The organism is Thermoleptolyngbya sp. PKUAC-SCTB121, assembly GCF_016919485.1.
Taxonomy (GTDB): Bacteria; Cyanobacteriota; Cyanobacteriia; order Elainellales; family Elainellaceae; genus Thermoleptolyngbya; species Thermoleptolyngbya sichuanensis.
On the sequence record NZ_CP070366.1, the window covers coordinates 2,942,366 to 2,961,440 of the forward strand.

Sequence of the window (19,075 nt, forward strand, 5' to 3'; positions counted from 1 at the left end):
CTCCGCATACGAACTCTGCACGCTATTGCTGCACAGCAACACCGCAGCAGAAAAATGTGGGGCACGTCCTGACCTGCTCCATCTCCGGTATTTCCTGTAGACTTTAGTTTGGACTAATGGTGAAGAGGAAGGCAGTCAATGAGAAGCACCGACTGCCGTAAGGTCAATGAAGTACAACCAACATTGACCCCATGATTTTCAACGAACTTCAGCAATTTCGCCAAACGTTGTATGCCAGCTTGGGAAACGCCAGAGATGCCCTGTTTGATCTGATGGATGCCGTGTTAGTGAGTGCGTGCATCGTGTCGTTTGTGAGGCTATCGCAGAGTCCTGTCTTTCGTCGCCAGTGGTCGAGCACCTATGAAGCGTTGCGCGATAGCCGCCTACCCCGCTCAAAGGTGCTGAAGCTGTTGGTGCAGCAGATACCGACTCAGCAGCAACCGTTGTTGGCAGGTGATGCGAGTCGGTGGAACCGTCCTGCTGCCAGGCGTTTGAAAGACCGCACCTTATCAGGCAGAACAGGACATGCCCCGATAGCCGGACAAAACTACAGTACCTTAGCCTGGATTGCTGAAGACAGGGGCAGTTGGGCATTACCATTGCGGCATGAGCGCATCACCAGCTTTGAAACACCCGCCAGTAAAGCGGCATTCCAACTCAAACAAGTGACTCGGCAGTTAGCGGTGCGTCCGTTGGCGATCTACGACCGAGGGTACGGCAATGCCAGTTTTGTCAACCAAACGGCAGGGATTGAGGCAGACTTGCTGCTGCGGGTTACATCCAATCGATGTGTCTATGGCGCGCCCCCAGCGTATCGAGGGCGAGGCGCACCTGCCAAGCATGGACATAAGATGAAACTCAATGACCCTGACACTTGGAGTGTCCCGGTCGAAACCGTTGAAGTCGATGATCCCAACTGGGGACGAGTGCGGGTCAGTCGTTGGAGTGCATACCATTTCCGCAAATCCCCTAAACGGGCAATGGAAGTGTTGCGCGTGGAGGTGCTGGAGACACAGAGCAGCACGCGACGCTTGGCTCCTTTGTGGTTAGTTTGGCTGGGTGAGCAGATGCCTCCGTTAGAAACCCTGTGGTTGCACTACCTCCGTCGCTTTGCCATTGAACACTGGTATCGCTTTGCCAAGCAGAGGCTATATTGGACACATCCCCAGTTCAGTTCTGTATCGGCAACCGAACAGTGGAGCAGCCTGATGCCGTTGCTCAGTTGGCAGTTGTGGTTAGCGCGAAAGGACTGTACTGACCACCCCTTGCCCTGGCAGGCACCGCAAGAAACGTTGACTCCGGGTCGGGTCGCACAAGCGTTTGCAGGCATTTTGGCAGCGATTGGCACCCCTGCTCCTGCGCCTAAACCTCGTGGTAAATCGCCAGGACGAGGCAAGGGGCACAAGCCAACTCCTCGTCCCTGCTATCCGATGGTCAAAAAACGAGCCTCGAAACGCAAGACATCCGAACAATCCCTGAACAGTCCGGTTGCAACAGCAGCTTAACTGCGAGCAGGATTGTATCCAATTCCTTAAGTTCAACTGTTATGAACGGTTGAGCAGATTCTTTATGGCATCCTGTTGAGCATTATTGTGATGCCAGTTAGTCCAAACTAAAGTGTAGAAATGATGCGAACCAAAGTCGCAATTCTTACTCGAAAGGGGCTGAACTGCTTTCAGTTAAGGGGATACACGCGCCCTCACTGTTACATCCCAACTCAGCTTTCATTAATTCTTTATGCCGCCCCTACAGATATCTTTAGCATTCATCCCGCATAACAGTATTGGAGACTGTTGAAGCATAGAAGACCGTTGGAGCCATTTCCAAATCCCCCGGTTCCAAAGGCGGCAACTGATGCCAATCGAGCCAATCGAAACCAATCGAGCCAATCGAAGCCAATCGAGCCAATCGAAGCCAATCGCAGTTGTCAATTGCAGTCAATGCAATTGCGGTAAGTGCAGTAAGTGCAAAAGTCAGAATCATGCGGAAGCTCGTAAACCCTAATCAGGCAACCTTCTAGCCCTGCTCGCCCCAGCATGACAGCGAAAGTTCCCTGACCCTCTAGCGTCTGAACCCCCAAAATCCCGTTTTGCTATGACTATTTCCGTGCTAATTCCCCCGGTACAAGCCATCTCATCCCCCATCCCGCTAACAGACCTGGCGCTGCTGCATCGGTCGCTCCAGCCTCAGCTTGAAGCAGTGATTCAGACGGCAATGCTCCAAGGAGACTTTGTGTTGGGTGGGGCGCTGCTCGACTTTGAAATCGCCTTTGCCCGCGCCTGTGGCAGTGAGCATGGCGTTGGGGTCGGCTCTGGGACGGATGCGATCACCCTGGGGCTGCGGGCCTGCGGCATCGGGCAGGGCGATGAGGTGTTGCTGCCTGCAAATACCTTTGTGGCGACGCTGATCGGCGTGCTGCAATCGGGCGCAACCCCGGTGCTGGTGGACTGCGAACCTGATACCGCACTGATAGATCTGGTGGCCGCCGAAAAGGCGATTACGCCCCGCACACGGGCCATCATCCCGGTTCACCTCTACGGGCAAATGGTGTCGCCTCGTCAGTTGCTCGATTTGTCTAGCACCTACGACCTGATGATTTTTGAAGACGCAGCCCAGGCGCATCTGGCGGAGCGCGAAGGCTATCGTGCGGGTTCCGTTGGCATGGCGGCTGCCTTTAGCTTTTATCCCAGCAAGAACCTGGGGGCGCTGGGCGATGGCGGCATGGTGGTAACGCGGGAAGCGCAGATTGCCGAACGGCTGCGATCGCTCCGCAACTATGGCGCACCCTGCAAGCACTACCACACCGAGTTTGGCGTAAACAGCCGCCTAGACACGCTGCAAGCCGCTGTGCTGGGCGTGAAGCTGCCCCACCTGCCCCACTGGAACCGCGATCGCCTGCGGATTGCCCAGCGCTACGACGAACTGTTGGCCCCCCTCCAGTTTGCGGGAATCCAGCCCATCACCAATGTCAGCGGCGGCGGCCACGCCTATCATCTCTACGTGGTGTGTGTAACCAATGCCTGCCCTCTAGAGCGAGTTGCTTTACAAGCTGCGCTAGAGTCTCGCCGCGTCAGCACAGGCATCCACTATCCCGTACCCTGCCATTTACAGCCCGCCTTCCGCTATCTGGGCTATAAACTGGGAGATTTTCCCAATGCCGAGCGGCTGAGCCATCAGGTGCTATCGCTGCCGATTTACCCCGGCATGACAGACGCTCAGATTCAGCGCGTCGTCGGGGCGATCGAGGCGGCGGTGAGTGCGCCGTTTTCGGTGTCGTGCTGAATCATGGTGGGATGAGACGTGGGATGCGGGAGTGATTGGATCGTCGGGGCACTGGGACGTTGGAGCGTTTTAGTAGTTTCAGTAGTTTCAGTAGTTTAAACAGTGGAATGCTAGAGTAAACTTCTAAACCTCGTCCTTTCCCGCATCCCTGCATCACCTCCCGCACGGGCACTACCATGCATCCTCGCTATTCTGGCTCTGGCATCTGGCGATCGCCCTCTCGATTTCGAGGCTGGCTGCTGCTGGGGCTGCTGGGGCTGCTCTACGGGCCGCTGCTGCTGCACTGGGCAGAGGGCTGGCTGAACAAGACCATCAGCATTGAGCATGAATACTATAGCCACGGGCTGCTGGGGCTGCCGCTGGCGGCGTGGCTGGGGTGGCAGCGGCAAGGCGACTGGGAGACGCTGCCGGAACAGCGCATGGGCTGGGCGCACGGCCTGGGGCTGGGGCTACTGCTGCTGGGGCTACGGCTCTATCTTCACCCTGTTGCCGAAGCAGTGAACCTGTCGCTGCCGCTGGTGCTGACGGGGCTATGCCTCTGGCTCAAAGGTGCGGCGGGGCTGCGGCTGATGGCGTTTCCGCTGCTGCTGGTGGCGCTGGCCACGCCGACGGCGTTTCCCTATCTGCTGACCCCCTACATCCTGCCCTTGCAACAGTTGATTGCGATCGCCGCTGGGTTTATGCTGCTCCAAATGGGCATGGATGTGTGCGTGGATCAGGTGTATGTGTATGTGAACAATCAGGTGGTGGAAATTGCGCCCTACTGCGCGGGGCTGAAGCTCCTGTTTACTGGGCTATACGCGGGGCTGATCCTGCTCTACGCGGCCGAGGGCTGGCGATTTACGAGGCAATCCTTACGGGAATCGCGCTTCAAGGCGGCCCTGTTTCTGCTGGGGATTGTGGGACTGACGGCGATCGCCAATATCTTGCGAAACACAATGCTGGCCTACCTGCACGGCACCGAACAAAAACTCGCCTTCGACTGGCTGCACGAAGGCTGGGGCGGTGACCTCTATTCTGCACTGACGCTGGGCGGGCTACTGTGGGTTTGGCGCGGGGTCGAGTGGCTGGGCGATCGCTGGCAGTCTGCCCCAGTAGACCAGACTCCTCTCGCTGAAGGGCCTCGTTCAGAACCGCTGCTGCCGCGCCGTTAGGAGAAATCGCCGTGAAATCAATCCCCGCGAAACCCACCCTATCCCGCCCGTGGCGCGGCTGGGTGGCGCTGCTGCTGCTGGCGATCGCCCTGGCCGCTGCCCTCCCCGGCTACTTTGGCAAGCCGTGGCCCTGGGCACAGCCGCCCCAAATGGCGCATCTGGAGCAAGTGCAGGCATTGCGGCAAAGCGGGCTGGGCCTTGCCGGGTGGCAAACCGAGAGCCGCGAGGAGATTCGCATCGGCGTGCGGCGCTGGTCAATGCAGACGATAGTGCGGGAACCGTCTGGCCCTTTAGCCACACCATCGAGCGAGTCTCCTGCATCTGCAATTCTGCTGCTGCGATCGCCCATGCGGTCGGCCGATGCCCCCGAAATCGATTGGGTCAGCTTTAGCGGCGAGTTTGGGCTGCGGGTCGATTCGCAGCGAAACTTGCGCTTTTCTGTCAACGCTTCTGATGGCCAGCCCATTCTGGTCAATACTCGATTTTCGCGCCACTGGAACGCCGAGCAGACCTACGCCGTCGTGCAATGGTATGCCTGGCCGACAGGCGGCAGCGCCGATCCGGGGCGATGGTTTTGGGCCGACCAGCGAATGCAGTGGACGCAGCAACAGCGGATGCCCTGGGTGGCGATCGCCCTGCTGCTGCCGATGGAGCCGCTGGGCAACCTGGAGGAATCCCACGCCGATGCCGAGTTATTGGCAAAGGCCGTACAATCAGCACTGATGGCGGGTGCATTTCGATGAAGATAGAGTCATAGGACTTACGCAGTCGGACGATTGCGAGAAATCGTCCAAAATTCAGAAGCCTTATTGCAAATGCGTAGTCCTGAGTCAAACTGTAGTCAAATCCAGCCAATACTAGCCAGGATCGGCTGTGTGTCTCGATCTGGATTGGGTGGAGTTTATCCTGCGTGTTTATGACCGCTCCCGCGACGTGTTTCCCCTGGGCGATCGCCCGTTTGCCTGGCTGGTCTGGTCTGCCCCTGATCTTGCTGACCATCTGGGGCGCTTCTGTCTGGGGCGCTTCTGCGACCGCGCAAACCGTAGACATCCCGGTGCCGCCGCCCTCGCTCGATCGGCTTGATATCAAAAAAGACCCGCCGCCGCCCAACAGCCCGCCGCCCGCCGCTCGTACTCGTCCGCCTGCCCGCCCCACGCCCCTTGCCGATTTCAACCGCTATCGACTGGGGCCCGGCGACTCAATTTTTGTAAACGTGCTGCGGTTTCCCGACCTCAGCTTTCAGGGCACGCTCGACCTAGAAGGAAACCTGCTGGTGCCGCTGGTGGGGTCGCTGCGGCTAGACGGACAAACCCTCAACAGCGCCCGCTTACAGATTCAGCAGGAACTCAACCGCTTTGTGGTGAATCCGCAGGTAGACGTGATTTTGGTCGCGCAGCGGCCCGTGCGGGTGACGGTGCTGGGAGAAGTGTTTCGGCCGGGCTATTACCCCATGGAAAGCCCACAACTCTCTACCGCGCTGCTGGCATCAGGCGGCACGACGCGCCAAGCCGACCTGCGGCGCGTGACCATTCGCCGCACTGCCCCAACGGGAGCAGCCCTAGAGCGAACCTTCGATCTGTATACGCCCCTGCGCGACTCGACTGCGCTGCCCGCTGTGCGCCTCAGCGATGGCGACACCGTTATCGTACCTGCCCTCACCGCTGCCAACCGAGACGGCTACGACCCCGACCTGACCGCCCGCTCTACCCTCGCCCAGCCGCAGATCAACATCCGCGTGCTGAACTATTCCAACAGCCTGGGGGGCCGCGGCGGCGGACGGGCGATCGCCAACATTACCCTACCCAACGGGAGTGATTTCCTCGATGCGATCGCCGCCATTGGCCCCAACCCCGACACCGCCGACCTGCGCGACATCGCCCTGATTCGCTACGACCCCGACCAGGGCCGCGCCATCCGCCTTGACTTCAACGCCCGCCGGGCCCTACGCGGCGACCCCGAAGAAAACCCCCGTCTCCAGCACAATGATGTAATCATCATCGGGCGCAACCTGATCAGCCGCGTCACCTATGCACTGAATGTCTTCACCCAGCCCTTCCGCGATGTGCTGGGCTTCCTGCTGTTTTTCGACCGACTCACCGAAGCTTCGGAAAGCCTGTTTGAGCCATAATTCAGCCTAAGACTTCCGTAAGATGCGTTACGGTGGGTATATAAAATTGAACGTCCAATTTCTGCAAAATGCAGCCAGGGTCAGCATCCCTTCCTCCCTAAGTCTCTATAGTGTACATGCAAGTCTTCTATGTTTGAGTGGCAATGCTTTGATCCCCCCTAGCCCCCCTTGTTCAAGGGGGGATCGAACCCAGAGTGACCCGCAGCAGAGAGAACTGGATCGAAAGTCCCCCTTTAATAAGGGGGATTTAGGGGGTCGAAAGTCCCCCTTATTAAGGGGGATTTAGGGGGATCGTTCAGAGCTTGACGCAAACAATCGAGGCGTATACACAGTAGACCCAAGCCTAGAATGATGGGCAGCGTCGTCTCCCTGTCCCCCTTCGCCTGAGTTAGTCCCGCCGCAATCCGCAATCCCCTCAATGGTTTCCCCTCTAATCAAGCGATATCTCGTAGCGCTAGACCGCCACAAGTGGGCCGGGCTGACAGGGTTTGCGCTGGTGATGGGGCTATCGGGCGTGGCTGCACTCCAGCCCGCCCCGCCGACCAGCTACATCTCGCGGGGGATGCTGGGCTATGCCGCGCCGCCCGTCACCGTTAGCCAGACCAACACCGCCCTCCAGCAGCAGGCCCAGGTGATGACGGCAGAAACGCTGCTGTCGGACTTTGTAGTAGAAACCGCAGTGCAGCAGCTTGCCACCCAACAGGTGAGGACAGATGCTTTTATCATTCGACGCAACGCCGCGGTAGTCGTTAATCCCCGCCCCGAAGGAGAAAATCGCAATCGGAATGCGGAGGAAGTGGGGCTGCGGGTGCTGGTGCAGTATCGCGACCCAGACAATCGCGTAGCCCAGGCAACGGTGGTGGCACTGATGCAGGCAATGGTAGATCAGAGCCGCCTGTTTAACCGCCAGCAAATCCAGCAAATCATCGACAACCTGAATCGGCTGTTGCCTGTGGTGACGCAGGAGTTGCGGCTGGCGGAGCGTGACCTGGAAGAATATGTGCGCGTCGAAGGGCCTGCAATTCAAGCCGCGCAGGACGGTCAACTGGTGGGCGCAATTACCGCTAGCCAGCAGCAGCAGCGCCAGATCCGGCTGAATCTAGAGGCGATCGCCGCTCAGATCCGCAGCCTAGAATCGCGCTTGGGACTTTCCGCCGACCAGGCCTATACCTCCGCCGCCCTCAGCGCCGACCCCATCATTGCCGACCTGCGGGCCAAGATTTACCAAAACGAGCTACAAACTCAGTTGCTCTCGCGCAACCTGCGCCCCGAACATCCCACCATGCTGGACTTGAAGCACCAGCAGCAGTCCTTCGAGGCGCTGTTGCAGCAGCGGGTGACCGAAGTGATCGGTGGCAACCAGCTTGCTGCACCCCTCGCTAGCCTGTCCACGATCCGCCAAGGCAGCAGCCTCGACCCTGCCCGCCAGCAGTTGGCCAATACGCTGGTCAACCTGCAAACCGAACGAGAATCCCTCCAGCAGCAGCTTGAAGCCCTCCGCGCCGCCGAGCAGGAACTCCGCCAGGAATATACTGCCGTGCCCAACCGTCAGGTGGAGCAATCGCGGCTGGAGCAGCAGGTCGTGCTGAAGCGAAACTTCTACGACCAGATCCAGGCAAAGCTGGCGGACGTGCGGCTGGCGGCGGAGGAAACCGTCGGCAGTCTAGTAGTCGTGCAGCCGCCTCAGACGGAGATCGCCAACGCCGAAGGGCGCAACAGTCTGGCGATTTTACTGGTGGGCGGGCTGGTGGGGCTGCTGGTGGGCAGCGGGTTAGTCATGCTGCTCGATTCGCTGGATGCCACCTTCCACACGCTGCCCGATCTGCAACTGGCGCTGCGCCAGCAGGAAGTGCCAATTTTGGGTTTACTACCTGATTTGTCCGGAGTTGCCGATACGGAGGACATGCCGCTGGTGCTGAAGGCAGATTCGCCCTACCTGGAGCCGTATGAGCGGCTGCGGGGCAATCTACGGCGGGCAGCGGGGACGGGCGGTCTGAAAGCTGTCGTGGTGACCAGTCTGCTGGGCGGCGAGGGCAAAACGGTGACGGCTTACAACCTGGCGATCGCCTCTGCCCGCGCTGGCAAGCGGACACTGCTGATTGAAGCCGATCTGCGATCGCCCTCCCAAGCCACTGCCCTGCGCGTTGCGCCAAACCCCGACAGCCAGCTAGAGCCGCTGCAACACTTCGACCGGGGTGAATTTAGCCTGGTGCCTGAGATAGAAAACCTTTACATTTTGCCAAGCCCCGGCCCCCAGCGACAGGCAGCCGCTATTCTAGAATCGGGCGAAGTCAAGCGCCTGCTCGAAGATGCCTGTGGTCGATTTGACTTGGTGGTGATCGACACGCCCCCCCTCAGCCGCCATACCGACGCGCTGCTGCTAGAGCCACACACCGACGGACTCTTGCTGGTGACCCGACCCGGCATCACAGAAGACGGCCTGCTGACCGAAGCCGTCGATCAGTTCATCGAGTCAGAAACCATCCAGTTTTTGGGCGCGGTGATCAACGGTGCAGACGTGCCTGTGCGTTCCTTCGGCCCCACAGAACCAGAGCTTGAGCCAATTGAAGATCAGCCCGACCTGTTTCCCCCGGCTGCCGCCGAGCCCGACACGCTCTCTACCCGCCTGACCCGCGCTGGAAAGCGATAGCCCCGCCGCGGTCTCAATCTCACCAATCGCCAATCTTCTCACTCCTCAATCGCTCGCCAATCCAAAATCCAAAATCTACTCGCCCCACCATTCATTCCCCTTCCTCCGGTGACTCTATGCTGAAAAGACTCTTGTTTATTGTAATGCTCGTCTGCTGTCTGGTCTGCGTTTCCGTTGCTCCCGCCCAGGCCCAAGCCACCCTCAGCGTTGATTCTCGCGTGCATCTCAAGGGTGTCGGCCCGGTGCGCGTGGGCATGACGGTCAACGAGGCGAAGCAGGCGGCGGGCATCCCTCTAGTGCGGGCAGAAAATGCTTACAGCGAGGGGGATGCATGTTATTTTCTGAATGCTCAAGGAATTTCGGGTCTGAGCTTTATGGTTACGGATGGGCAGATTGCGCGGGTGGACGTAGGCAGAAATAGTCCAATCAAGACCCTCAGCGGCGCGGGAATTGGCAGCACCGAGGCGCAAATTCAGCAACTTTATCCGGGTCAGATCGTCTCTAATCCCCATGAGTACTTTGAAAATGGAAAGTATCTGACCTTTGTGCCAAAGGATGAGGCAGATAAGAGCTTTCGGGTGATTTTTGAAACGAATCGGGGGCGGGTGGTCGAGTATCGCGCAGGTAAGCTACCTGAGGTGCAGTATATCGAGGGCTGCGCGTAGTCGAGAGCGTCTTTGGGTCGTTGTGAGGGTCGTTGTAACTTCGGGTGATCATGTGACTTTGGGTGATCATGAAAATGATGCAGCTTAGGCAGCGTGAACGGATTCGTCGGAGTGTGGGCATGATCCTGGCATCCTGCATGGCGATCGCCCTATCCGCAGGGGCCGCCCTGGCCCAGGTCGGGCGCGTCACCATCGACGGACTTAGTGTTCGCACTGGCCCCGGCGAGAGTTATCCCATGACCAACGTGTTTCGGCGGGGCGATCGCGTCGAGGTGATTCGCCGCGATGGGGATTGGGTCTACGTGCGGGGCGATCGTGGGGCGGGCTGGGTGCAGCGTCGCCATCTGTCGGTCGAGGAGGGCAGTTCCTCTAGCAGCCGTCCGCCGTCTAGCTCAGACGTGGTCTATGAATCGCGGGGCCGCATTGAAACCCGGCGCTATCGCACGTCTGGTGTGGCGGAAATCATTCGGCTGCGCCGCGATAACGAAGTCAGCCTGCGGCTCCGCAGTTCCCGCGCTGTGCTGGAATATGTGGGAGAGGTGGGCGAAACCCTGGGGGGCGACTCGGTGCTGCGCGTTCGTTATTTCCGATCGTCGGAATTGGGCGATCGCTACGTGCCGGCCCGTGGCACCTGCGACCTGCAAACCCGCGAGGACGACCGCAGCCGCGATCGCATCCGAGAAATTTACTGCGACGTGCAGCCCGACGACCGCTACAGCGAATACTGGGAATACGCCGCCAGTCGGTTTACAACACACTGATAGGACTTATGCACTTGCGATAAGCCCTTTGGGTTTTGGACAATTTCTCGCGGGTGCAGCCCGCGAGAAGTTGTCCAACTGCGTAAGTCCTAACTGAGTTCGATTTCGCAAAATCGCGACTAGCGGGCAGCCAGCACAGGAGACTGCACAGCCGTTTCCAACAGCCCCTCAATACCAGACACGACGTAAATCGGTGTTTTCAGCCGTTTTTCCAGATCTGCCACCGTCGTATCGTCCAAAAACCGCGTGTCGCCATGTTTCAGCATCAGCGACGGCAGCAGCACGCCATCTCCCAGATCCCGCCCGGCTAGCGCCAGCGCCAGGTCGTGCCCTGTCAGTAGCCCCGTCACCGTGATGGACTGCCCCCAATAGTCGCTTCGCAGCGCCACCATCTCCACGGTCAGTCCGTCCACTTCGTTCAGGCGTTTGAGAATCGGCTGAAAGGCTCGCTCAACGGCATTGCCCACCACCCACACCCAGCGGCGCGGCGGACTCACAGATTTGGGCAACTGACGAGCGGCTATTTTGAACTGCTTCAGGAATTGACGAATCGACCCCACGCCGTTGCCAATCTGCGGATAGTCTTCGTAGTGGGATTCGGGCGGCAGGTCTTGTCCTGCAATCAGAAACCACTCATCTGCCAGCCACACGACGTTAGAGCCAAATTTAGCCCGGAACTCTGCTTGGAGCGCCTGCACTTGGGCGATCGCCCGACGGGCGTGTTCCGGTGTGACTGGAATTAATTCATCTTCGGCCGGGCGAAAGCGGGTCAGCCCGACGGGTACGACCGCAGCGGAGGCAAGGGCGGGAATATCGCCCGTGTGGAACGAAGCCAGATCTCGCAGTGTCTGCTCCAGATGCACGCCGTCGTTGATGCCCGGACACACAACGACCTGAGCGTGAATTTGCAGCCGATTTTTCTGGAACCAGCGCAGTTGGTCGAGAATTTGACCCGCTCGGTGATTTTTTAGCAGGCGAATGCGAACTTCTGGCTCCGTCGCGTGAACCGAGACATAAAGCGGTGACAGGCGCAGTTGGGCGATGCGATCCCACTCGCGCTGGGGCAGGTTGGTCAGCGTCAGGTAGCTGCCATAGAGAAAGCTGAGGCGATAGTCATCGTCTTTGAGGTAGAGGGTTTGCCGCATTCCGGGCGGCTGCTGGTCGATAAAACAAAAGGGGCAGCGGTTGTTGCACTGGATCAATCCGTCAAACAGAGCCGACTCAAACTCCAGCCCCAGGTCTTCGTCGTAGTCTTTTTCAATCTCAATCTGGTGCGTCTTGCCCGCAGCGTCCAGCACTTCTAGCTCCAGCACCTCATCGGCGCAGAGGAACTGATAGTCGATCAGGTCGCGGGGAGCCTGTCCGTTAATCGACACGAGGCGATCGCCCTGCTCAAACCCAATCTCTGCGGCGATCGAGTCGGGCAGCACGCGGGTAATCAGGGCAGGCTTGATGGCGGCATCGCTCATGGCAGGTTGAGAGAAGGGAGGGTTGGCGTGCAGGGGGGTTGGCAGATCAACCCCGTCTTCGATCATTCCATGATCCCTCTTATCCCATCATCCCCTGATCGCACCATCCTCTGCCGCTCCATTTGATTCACGCCCCTATTCTCGAATCAGCCCTGCTACCAGCGAGAGCAAAATCGTGGTCCCAAAGGCGAGGCGATACCAGACAAAAACCCAGGTGCTTTTGCGCTGGAGATAGCGCAGCAGCCAGGCGATCGCCAAGTAGGAAAAAATAAAGGTGGAAATAATCCCTACCAGCAGCGGCAGCAGCCGATCGACGTTGTCAAAGGCTTTGGTGGACTGATAGAGTGTGGCGATCGCCAGGGTAGGAATTCCCAGCAAAAACGAGAAGCGAGCCGCAGTCGGTCGCTGTAGCCCCAAAAACATGCCCGTCGTCAGGGTGGAGCCAGAGCGAGACACACCGGGCACCAGCGCCAGCGTTTGCCCCAATCCCACCAGCAGCCCGTCCAAAATTGATAAATTATCGAACCCGCGCTTGCGGCTGCCAATTTTCTCGGCCAAGCCCAACAGCAGAGACATCACAATCGACACCACCGCAATCACAAGCGCACTTTCGGGGATAGCATCGCGAAACAGGTAGCCAAACACCAGTGCCGGAATCGTGCCCACAGCGATCCCCACCAGAATCTTCCACTCCTCGCGCTGCCAGTCCTTTTGCTGGAGGGCAGTCCACGCGCCGCCGAGAATCTGGCGAATGTCTTGCCAGAAGTACATCAACACAGCAATTACGCTGCCAAACTGGATTGCGTCTACGAAATACTTTTCGCCTACGGCCGACCAGCCCAAGATTTTTGTAAAAATCAGCAGATGCGCGGTGCTGCTGATGGGCAAAAATTCTGTGATCCCCTGCACCAGCCCCAGCACAATGGCCTGGAAGGTACTGGTCAAGAGACCCGGCTCCGCAGCGGCATCTGGAGCAGCAGATTGGGCGATCGCCAGCGGGGGCCAGCCCTGTGCAATGCCTGCGACTCCTTGCTGCATCCCTTGAGAAACGCCTGAGACTGTTGCAAAGGGTTCACCCTGCGTGAACACACGCCAAGCCGAAAGCAGAGGCAGGTTGATCAACTCCATGCGCTTAATCTCTAAAACTCCACCACATCTTAGCCGAGTCAAGCGCAATTCCTCGGCTTCCAGTCCCCTTGCTTGGTAAACAGGCTGTAAATCTCAGTAAATCCTTTATAAAGTCCTGGATAGAATCCTGTACGAAGTGCCAGCGCTAAGGGCCATGCTCGCGAGGGCTAAATCCTAGGCACTGTTTTAAAGCTTTCTAGGTCATTGATTGCCCTGAGTCGATCCCCCTCCTTAAAAAGGGGGACTTCCTTAAAAAGGGGGACTTCCGGAGTGGCTCGGCTCGGTTCCCCCCTTGTTAAGGGGGGCTAAGGGGGATTAAAGGATTTTAAAACACGCCCTAGCCGGACTCAATAATCTGCCTAAACCAACCCCCTGTCTACATCGCTCCAAGGCTTTCCTCAATGTGTTAAATAACGTAAACTAAATGAAAAGCATTAAGAATCGTTGGTATTAAAGTTGGTTTCCATTACACCGCGCGATCGCTCTCTTTACCTCACCGAGTCCATCGTTGAATCTACTGCCGACTCAGCCGCTGAATCAGCGATTCTGCCGGTTCGTTTGCCGTTCGTGCCTTCGGGTCTGCCTGCTGCCCTCCCCAGCGATCTTGCTGCAGAATCTCAAGTGGCAGAGCGTCAAGCAGACTACACGACTCATCTCGCAGTTTTTTCGGCATCTGTCTTTTTAGTCTCGGTTCCGGTGTTTTTCCAGGCACCGCTAGTGCAGCTATTTCCCTGGCTGAGTCTGGGGATGACACTGCTCTGGGTTGGACTGGGGCTATCGCTCTTGCGCCAGCCGACCACTAAACTTTGGGGTGACTTGCTGATTGGCTTTGCCTGGACCTGGCTTGCCGGGTCGATTTATTGGGGCTGGCTGCGCTGGGAGCCGCTTTATCATCTGCCCGTCGAGGCGCTGGGTCTGCCGTTCATCTTGCCTGGCCTCCACAGGGCAAAACACAAAATAGGGCGCTGGTTCTACCTGGGGTCACTGCTGGGAACCGCAATTACGGATCTGTATTTCTACCTGGTCGATCTGGTTCCCTATTGGCGACAATTAATGCAGTCAGACGCAAGTGCCGCCGGAACAATCCTTCAGGCAGCCCTTCATCAGATGTATACGCCCTGGGGTGGTGGCTTTGCGCTGCTGCTAGTGGGGCTGCTGGTGATGCTGGGGTTTGCGCCTTTACGGTTGCGATCGCTCCACGGGTGGAGCTTTGGAGGAGCGATTTTGAGCACTCTTTTGGTAGATGGCTTATTCTGGTTAGCGGCGACTGCTGCCTGACTGAGGATATGATTTGAGTATCCTGGGCTAACTTAGTAGTGTGGCTTTGGTAGCATTGCTAGGGTCGCATGGTTGAGTTGCAGGAGTGAGTTAGCTGATTGTCGTTGCAGGTTATGGGCGCAAATGCTGGATATTGCGAAGTTTCCAGGCAAATGGGTGTCCTGAATTGCAGCGCATCGTTGGCAGAGTGCTACAAGCCTCTCTTAAGCCTCTCTGAGAGATTTGAGGGTTTGTTGACATGGTGCAAACGGGCTAAGACCACTGGCGGTTCTCACTCAGGGTGATTTAGAGCTTCGATGGAGCCTCTACAGAGCATCTGCAAGGTTGTTTCTGGAGCGCCTCTGGCTCGGCTGGCCCTTCGCTGACACAGCGTGCCAGACTTACCAGGATGTATCTCTTCGGGAAAGATTTAGCGGTTTCTCATCTTTGTCAGTGACTGCCCAACCCATTCCCCATCTGATATTACGAACCGACGCTGGCAATCGTTACCTCTCACTTACGAACAACAACTGTTGGACGATTGGACGAGGAGACGATAACAATTTTGTGCTTCCCGATCGCTGGATTTCGCGCAACCATGCCATGCTGCAACGCATGGAGACAGGCGAGTTTTACCTGATCGATTTGGGCAGCCGCAACGGCTCGTTTGTGAACGGTCGGCGGGTGAGCGTGCCCGTAACGCTCCACAATGGCGATCGCCTCACCTTTGGGCAAACCGATCTAGAGTTCTACTCTCCCGAACTGTCGCACCTCCATGACTCCTCGGTCGGCATCGACTCACAAGAATTTACCGCTACTGCTACCCTCCACGTCCGGCGGCTCATCTCGGTGCTGGTCGTCGATATTCGAGACTTTACGGTGATGACGCGCCAGCTAGACGAAAAAATTCTCTCAGAGGCGATCGGCACCTGGTTTCGCTGCGCGGGCGACATCATTCGCGAATATGGAAGCTGGGTCGATAAATACATCGGCGACGCGATTATGGCGGTCTGGATTCACGGGGCGCAGGGCATTACGCCCGACGAGATGGTGCGGATTGCTCGCGCCCTCAGCGCTCTGCACAAAATGACCAGCCGCCTGCATGAGCGCTATCCGCTGCCGTTTCCACTGCGGGTGGGCGCAGGGCTAAACACGGGCTATGCGATGGTGGGCAACACGGGTACGGGCGATCGCCCCGACTACACCGCCCTGGGCGACACGGTGAATGCCGCCTTCCGTCTGGAATCGTCTACCAAGCAAATTGGCATGGACGTGGCCCTGGGGGAAACGACGTATCAATACCTGGCCGGGGCGATCGCCAACCCCAATTTGTTTAAGCAATACACCGTTAGCCTCAAGGGCTACGACACGCCGACCGTCACCTATGCTGGCTCTTTCGCCGACCTGGATACGTTTTTGAAGCTGAGCAGCAAGATCTAGGGCGATACTCCCCCCAAAGTGGTAGTCTCTAATTATGAGGCTGTTAAAGCTGTGTTGTTGAGAGTTATAAAGTAGCTCTTATAGGCTGCTGGTTTATAGGCTGCTTTACAGGCTGCTGATTTGGAGAACTGTAGTTGGAAGGGATTCGACTGATGAAGCGACTGGTTGGCGTGTTGATGATTCTGGGTCTAATGCTCACCTCTTGGGGGTGGCTGGGTTCGCCTCAGACGGCGATCGCGGCCTCGCTCAGCCCCCTGTCCTTCAATCCATCGCCCGTGCTGGCAGAACAGCAATTCCGCAATGCGATGGATGACAAGCTAGCGACCGACTTTGGCAAAAAAATTGACTTGAATAACACCAACGTCCGGGCGTTCATGCAGTATCCTGGTATGTACCCGACTCTGGCCCGCATGATCCTCAAGAATGCCCCGTTTGAAAGCGTGGAAGACGTGCTGAAAATGCCGGGGCTGACCGAGGCACAAAAAGAAATTCTGAAAAACAACTTCAGCAACTTTGTTGTTAGCCCGCCGCTCGATGCGCTCGTAGAAGGGGGCGATCGCTTTAACAACGGCATTTACCGCTAGGCAGACCGCAGTTGTCCTCGTCGTCTTCTTTTTCTCGCCAGTTTGATGTCTTAGTCGTTGGCGCGGGAGCAGCCGGACTTTATACGTCGCTGTGTTTACCGACCCGCTTTCGCGTCGGACTAATCACCAAAGACGAGTTGCTCACCTCGGCTAGTGAATGGGCCCAAGGCGGCATTGCTGCGCCAATGGCGGCGGATGACTCGCCAGAGCTACACATCGAAGACACGCTGCGGGCAGGCGCAGGACTGTGCGATCGCCAAGCTGTGACCCTCATGGTGCAACAGGCTCCCGACTGTATCCGGGATCTGTTGGCTATGGGGGTTTTGTTCGATCGGCATGGGGCTGATCTGGCCATGACGCTGGAGGCGGCTCACTCGCGACGGCGGGTGCTACACGCGGCAGACACCACCGGACGGGCTGTGGTGTCTATCCTGGCGGAACAGGTGCTTCAGCGCCCAAACATCCACGTCATGAGCCAGAGCTTTGCGCTCGACCTGTGGCTAACAGAGACGGGCGATCGCTGCTTGGGTGTAGTAGCGATGGTCGAGGGGCAACTCTGTCGGCTAGCGGCTGGAGCCGTGGTCTTGGCGACAGGAGGGGGTGGCCAGGTCTTTGCCCAAACCACCAACCCCGCTCTCAGCACAGGCGACGGCGTGGCCATGGCCTGGCGGGGCGGCGCAGTGCTGCGGGATTTAGAATTTGTCCAGTTTCATCCCACGGCGCTCACAAAACCGGGTGCGCCGAGATTTTTGGTCAGCGAAGCTGTGCGCGGCGAAGGGGCACACCTAATCGATGACGAAGGACAGCGATTTGCCTTTGACTATCACCCTGAGGGCGAATTGGCTCCACGAGACGTGGTAAGCCGCGCAATCTTCAGCTATCTACAGAGTCATCATCCCGATCCGGCGCATGGGCATGTCTGGCTAGATCTGCGCCCGATTCCGCCTGAAACCATTCAGCGGCGCTTTCCCAACATTGTGCAGGTTTGTCGGCAGTGGGGAGTGGATGTGTTTCAAGCGCCCGTGCCCGTCGCGCCAGCAGCTCATTACTGGATGGGGGGCGTGCTGACCGATCTCCACAGCCAGACCTCGATTGCGGGGCTGTATGCTGTTGGGGAAACGTCCAGCACAGGGGTACACGGCGCAAATCGCCTGGCCAGCAACTCGCTCTTGGAGTGCCTGGTGTTTGGGGCGCAACTTCGGCATGTCGCACTGCCTGAAAATTGGCTAGCGGCGATCGCCCCCAATGCCCCCAGTATCCCCAATACCTTAAAAAGTTCGCCGAGCCTGGCTCCCAGCAGCGCCATTGCCGACTGGGAGTCTCAAAAATTAGCGATTCAAACCATTCGCCAAAACCTGCCGCCACTAGTCTGGCAAGCAGCAGGCATCTGTCGAGAGCAGCAGTCGCTTGAACGGGCGATCGCCCAAATTCAGGAGTGGCGGCTTCAGTTTTCTGAGATGCCGCTGAGCCAGTTCCTTAGTCGCTGCCCCGCTCACCTGGATGCCCCTGTTTCTCTCGCTAAAGCAGGACTCGCGCCTACGCAGATTAGGAACTGGGGAGAAACGCGCAATCTCTTGGACGTAGCCTATCTATTGGTGAAAAGTGCTTCCTTCAGAACTGAGAGCCGGGGAGGCCACTACCGCTCGGACTACCCCCATACAGAAAACACGAATTGGCAGGCCCATACGCTGATTCGGTCTGAGCGCTGGTGGAAAATGCCGATTAAGCTCTAGTTAGGCGCTTAGGTCAGATGCCCGCAGACTGAAATAAGGCACCGACAAGCTCTTAACCTCTTGACCCAAGGAGCTGCGCTGAAACCTCACAACGCCTTACGCCAACTCTGCATCGCCATCAAGATCAAGCTTTAGTCTACCGAGTTCCAGAGCCTTGAGAACTCTGGGGGCCGCCCTGCACGGGTGGGTCATAGGAAGAGTTTTGAGGCCGAACCAGATTTCGCATCCGACCTGTCGAGGGATTCACTGCATCAGGCGAACCCAAGCGCTGGAACTCCAGCCTACTGTCACTGAGAGTAGACCAACGCTCGACTGGGTAGGTCGTTGCAGAAGAAGCTGCTGCAAGGGAAAGCCCGACCGCCAGTAAGACTGAATTTGCAAACCTAATGGAGCTACCCATAGAACCTAGTGACAGACAGTAGATTCACGAATTACACACCACAGTATAGCTGAATATCGCAATTTTTATAAGTATATCTGCTGAAATCTTTATTCTTAATTGCTGGCTAGGGCTAATGAAAAGCCCAAAAAATAAGTGCTTGGAGGGTCAGACCCCTCATTCATGAGTAATTATAGAGTCAAGAATCATTTTATACCAACTCTGAAATACATGAGTATTTTCACGGATTAAAGGACACATCTCGTGCTACGAACTTTTGGCGATCGCCCTCGCTGGAATCCCAAAAAACTGCCTAGTCAACTAGCCAACAATGGGATGACGAGGGTTTGAAATGAGACCCCGCTATTTAGGTTAGGATTGGTGTTGATATACCCAATGGTATTCACGGCCACAGTCACCCATTTCGGATCTTCACGAAAACTTA

General features: G+C 57.5%; 14 protein-coding genes. 12 read left to right on the forward strand and 2 right to left on the reverse strand.

The window, feature by feature from the left end; genetic code table 11:
* The first annotated feature begins 191 nt into the window (after positions 1-191).
* From JTM80_RS12075 to JTM80_RS12110, 8 genes are all read left to right on the forward strand, one after another.
* The gene (locus JTM80_RS12075; protein WP_172353244.1) at positions 192-1,505 is read left to right on the forward strand and encodes an NF041680 family putative transposase; all 1,314 of its coding nucleotides are present in this window, start codon (positions 192-194) and stop codon (positions 1,503-1,505) included.
* A gap of 589 nt (positions 1,506-2,094) precedes the next feature.
* Positions 2,095-3,282, forward strand: coding sequence for a DegT/DnrJ/EryC1/StrS aminotransferase family protein (locus tag JTM80_RS12080; RefSeq protein ID WP_172356298.1), 1,188 nt, complete (start codon positions 2,095-2,097; stop codon positions 3,280-3,282).
* Between the two features lie 176 nt (positions 3,283-3,458).
* Complete coding sequence (crtB, locus tag JTM80_RS12085) at positions 3,459-4,436, forward strand: cyanoexosortase B (protein WP_205369494.1); 978 nt, start codon at positions 3,459-3,461, stop codon at positions 4,434-4,436.
* An 11-nt stretch (positions 4,437-4,447) separates the two neighbouring features.
* Entirely contained in the window at positions 4,448-5,179 is a 732-nt protein-coding gene (locus JTM80_RS12090) for a cyanoexosortase B system-associated protein (protein WP_205369495.1), read from the forward strand.
* A 173-nt stretch (positions 5,180-5,352) separates the two neighbouring features.
* Positions 5,353-6,564, forward strand: a complete 1,212-nt coding sequence (locus JTM80_RS12095) for a polysaccharide biosynthesis/export family protein (protein WP_172356292.1) — start codon at positions 5,353-5,355, stop codon at positions 6,562-6,564.
* A 418-nt stretch (positions 6,565-6,982) separates the two neighbouring features.
* The gene (locus JTM80_RS12100; protein WP_172356290.1) at positions 6,983-9,214 is read left to right on the forward strand and encodes a tyrosine-protein kinase domain-containing protein; all 2,232 of its coding nucleotides are present in this window, start codon (positions 6,983-6,985) and stop codon (positions 9,212-9,214) included.
* Positions 9,215-9,345: 131 nt separating this feature from the next.
* The gene (locus tag JTM80_RS12105; RefSeq protein ID WP_205369498.1) at positions 9,346-9,879 is read left to right on the forward strand and encodes a hypothetical protein; all 534 of its coding nucleotides are present in this window, start codon (positions 9,346-9,348) and stop codon (positions 9,877-9,879) included.
* Between the two features lie 74 nt (positions 9,880-9,953).
* Positions 9,954-10,640 carry an SH3 domain-containing protein gene (locus JTM80_RS12110; RefSeq protein ID WP_205369499.1) on the forward strand — a complete coding sequence of 229 codons (687 nt, stop codon included), beginning with the start codon at positions 9,954-9,956 and terminating at the stop codon, positions 10,638-10,640.
* A 119-nt stretch (positions 10,641-10,759) separates the two neighbouring features.
* Here JTM80_RS12110 and JTM80_RS12115 read toward each other — a convergent pair whose 3' ends face one another.
* The gene (locus JTM80_RS12115; protein ID WP_172356286.1) at positions 10,760-12,109 is read right to left on the reverse strand and encodes a TIGR03279 family radical SAM protein; all 1,350 of its coding nucleotides are present in this window, start codon (positions 12,107-12,109) and stop codon (positions 10,760-10,762) included.
* A gap of 135 nt (positions 12,110-12,244) precedes the next feature.
* Positions 12,245-13,147 (reverse strand): undecaprenyl-diphosphate phosphatase, encoded by a 903-nt coding sequence (locus JTM80_RS12120; RefSeq protein WP_205369500.1) that lies wholly within the window; start codon positions 13,145-13,147, stop codon positions 12,245-12,247.
* A gap of 546 nt (positions 13,148-13,693) precedes the next feature.
* On the opposite strand from JTM80_RS12120, the gene JTM80_RS12125 reads away from it, so the two are divergent.
* The 4 genes from JTM80_RS12125 to nadB all read left to right on the forward strand — a co-directional run bounded on the left by JTM80_RS12125 (position 13,694) and on the right by nadB (position 18,251).
* Complete coding sequence (locus JTM80_RS12125) at positions 13,694-14,515, forward strand: DUF3120 domain-containing protein (RefSeq protein ID WP_225906617.1); 822 nt, start codon at positions 13,694-13,696, stop codon at positions 14,513-14,515.
* Positions 14,516-14,947: 432 nt separating this feature from the next.
* Positions 14,948-15,934 carry an adenylate/guanylate cyclase domain-containing protein gene (locus JTM80_RS12130; RefSeq protein WP_225906855.1) on the forward strand — a complete coding sequence of 329 codons (987 nt, stop codon included), beginning with the start codon at positions 14,948-14,950 and terminating at the stop codon, positions 15,932-15,934.
* 152 nt (positions 15,935-16,086) lie between these two features.
* Positions 16,087-16,518 (forward strand): photosystem II complex extrinsic protein PsbU, encoded by a 432-nt coding sequence (gene psbU, locus JTM80_RS12135; RefSeq protein ID WP_172356282.1) that lies wholly within the window; start codon positions 16,087-16,089, stop codon positions 16,516-16,518.
* Between the two features lie 11 nt (positions 16,519-16,529).
* Positions 16,530-18,251, forward strand: coding sequence for an L-aspartate oxidase (gene nadB / locus JTM80_RS12140; protein ID WP_172356280.1), 1,722 nt, complete (start codon positions 16,530-16,532; stop codon positions 18,249-18,251).
* The last annotated feature ends 824 nt before the right edge of the window (positions 18,252-19,075 follow it).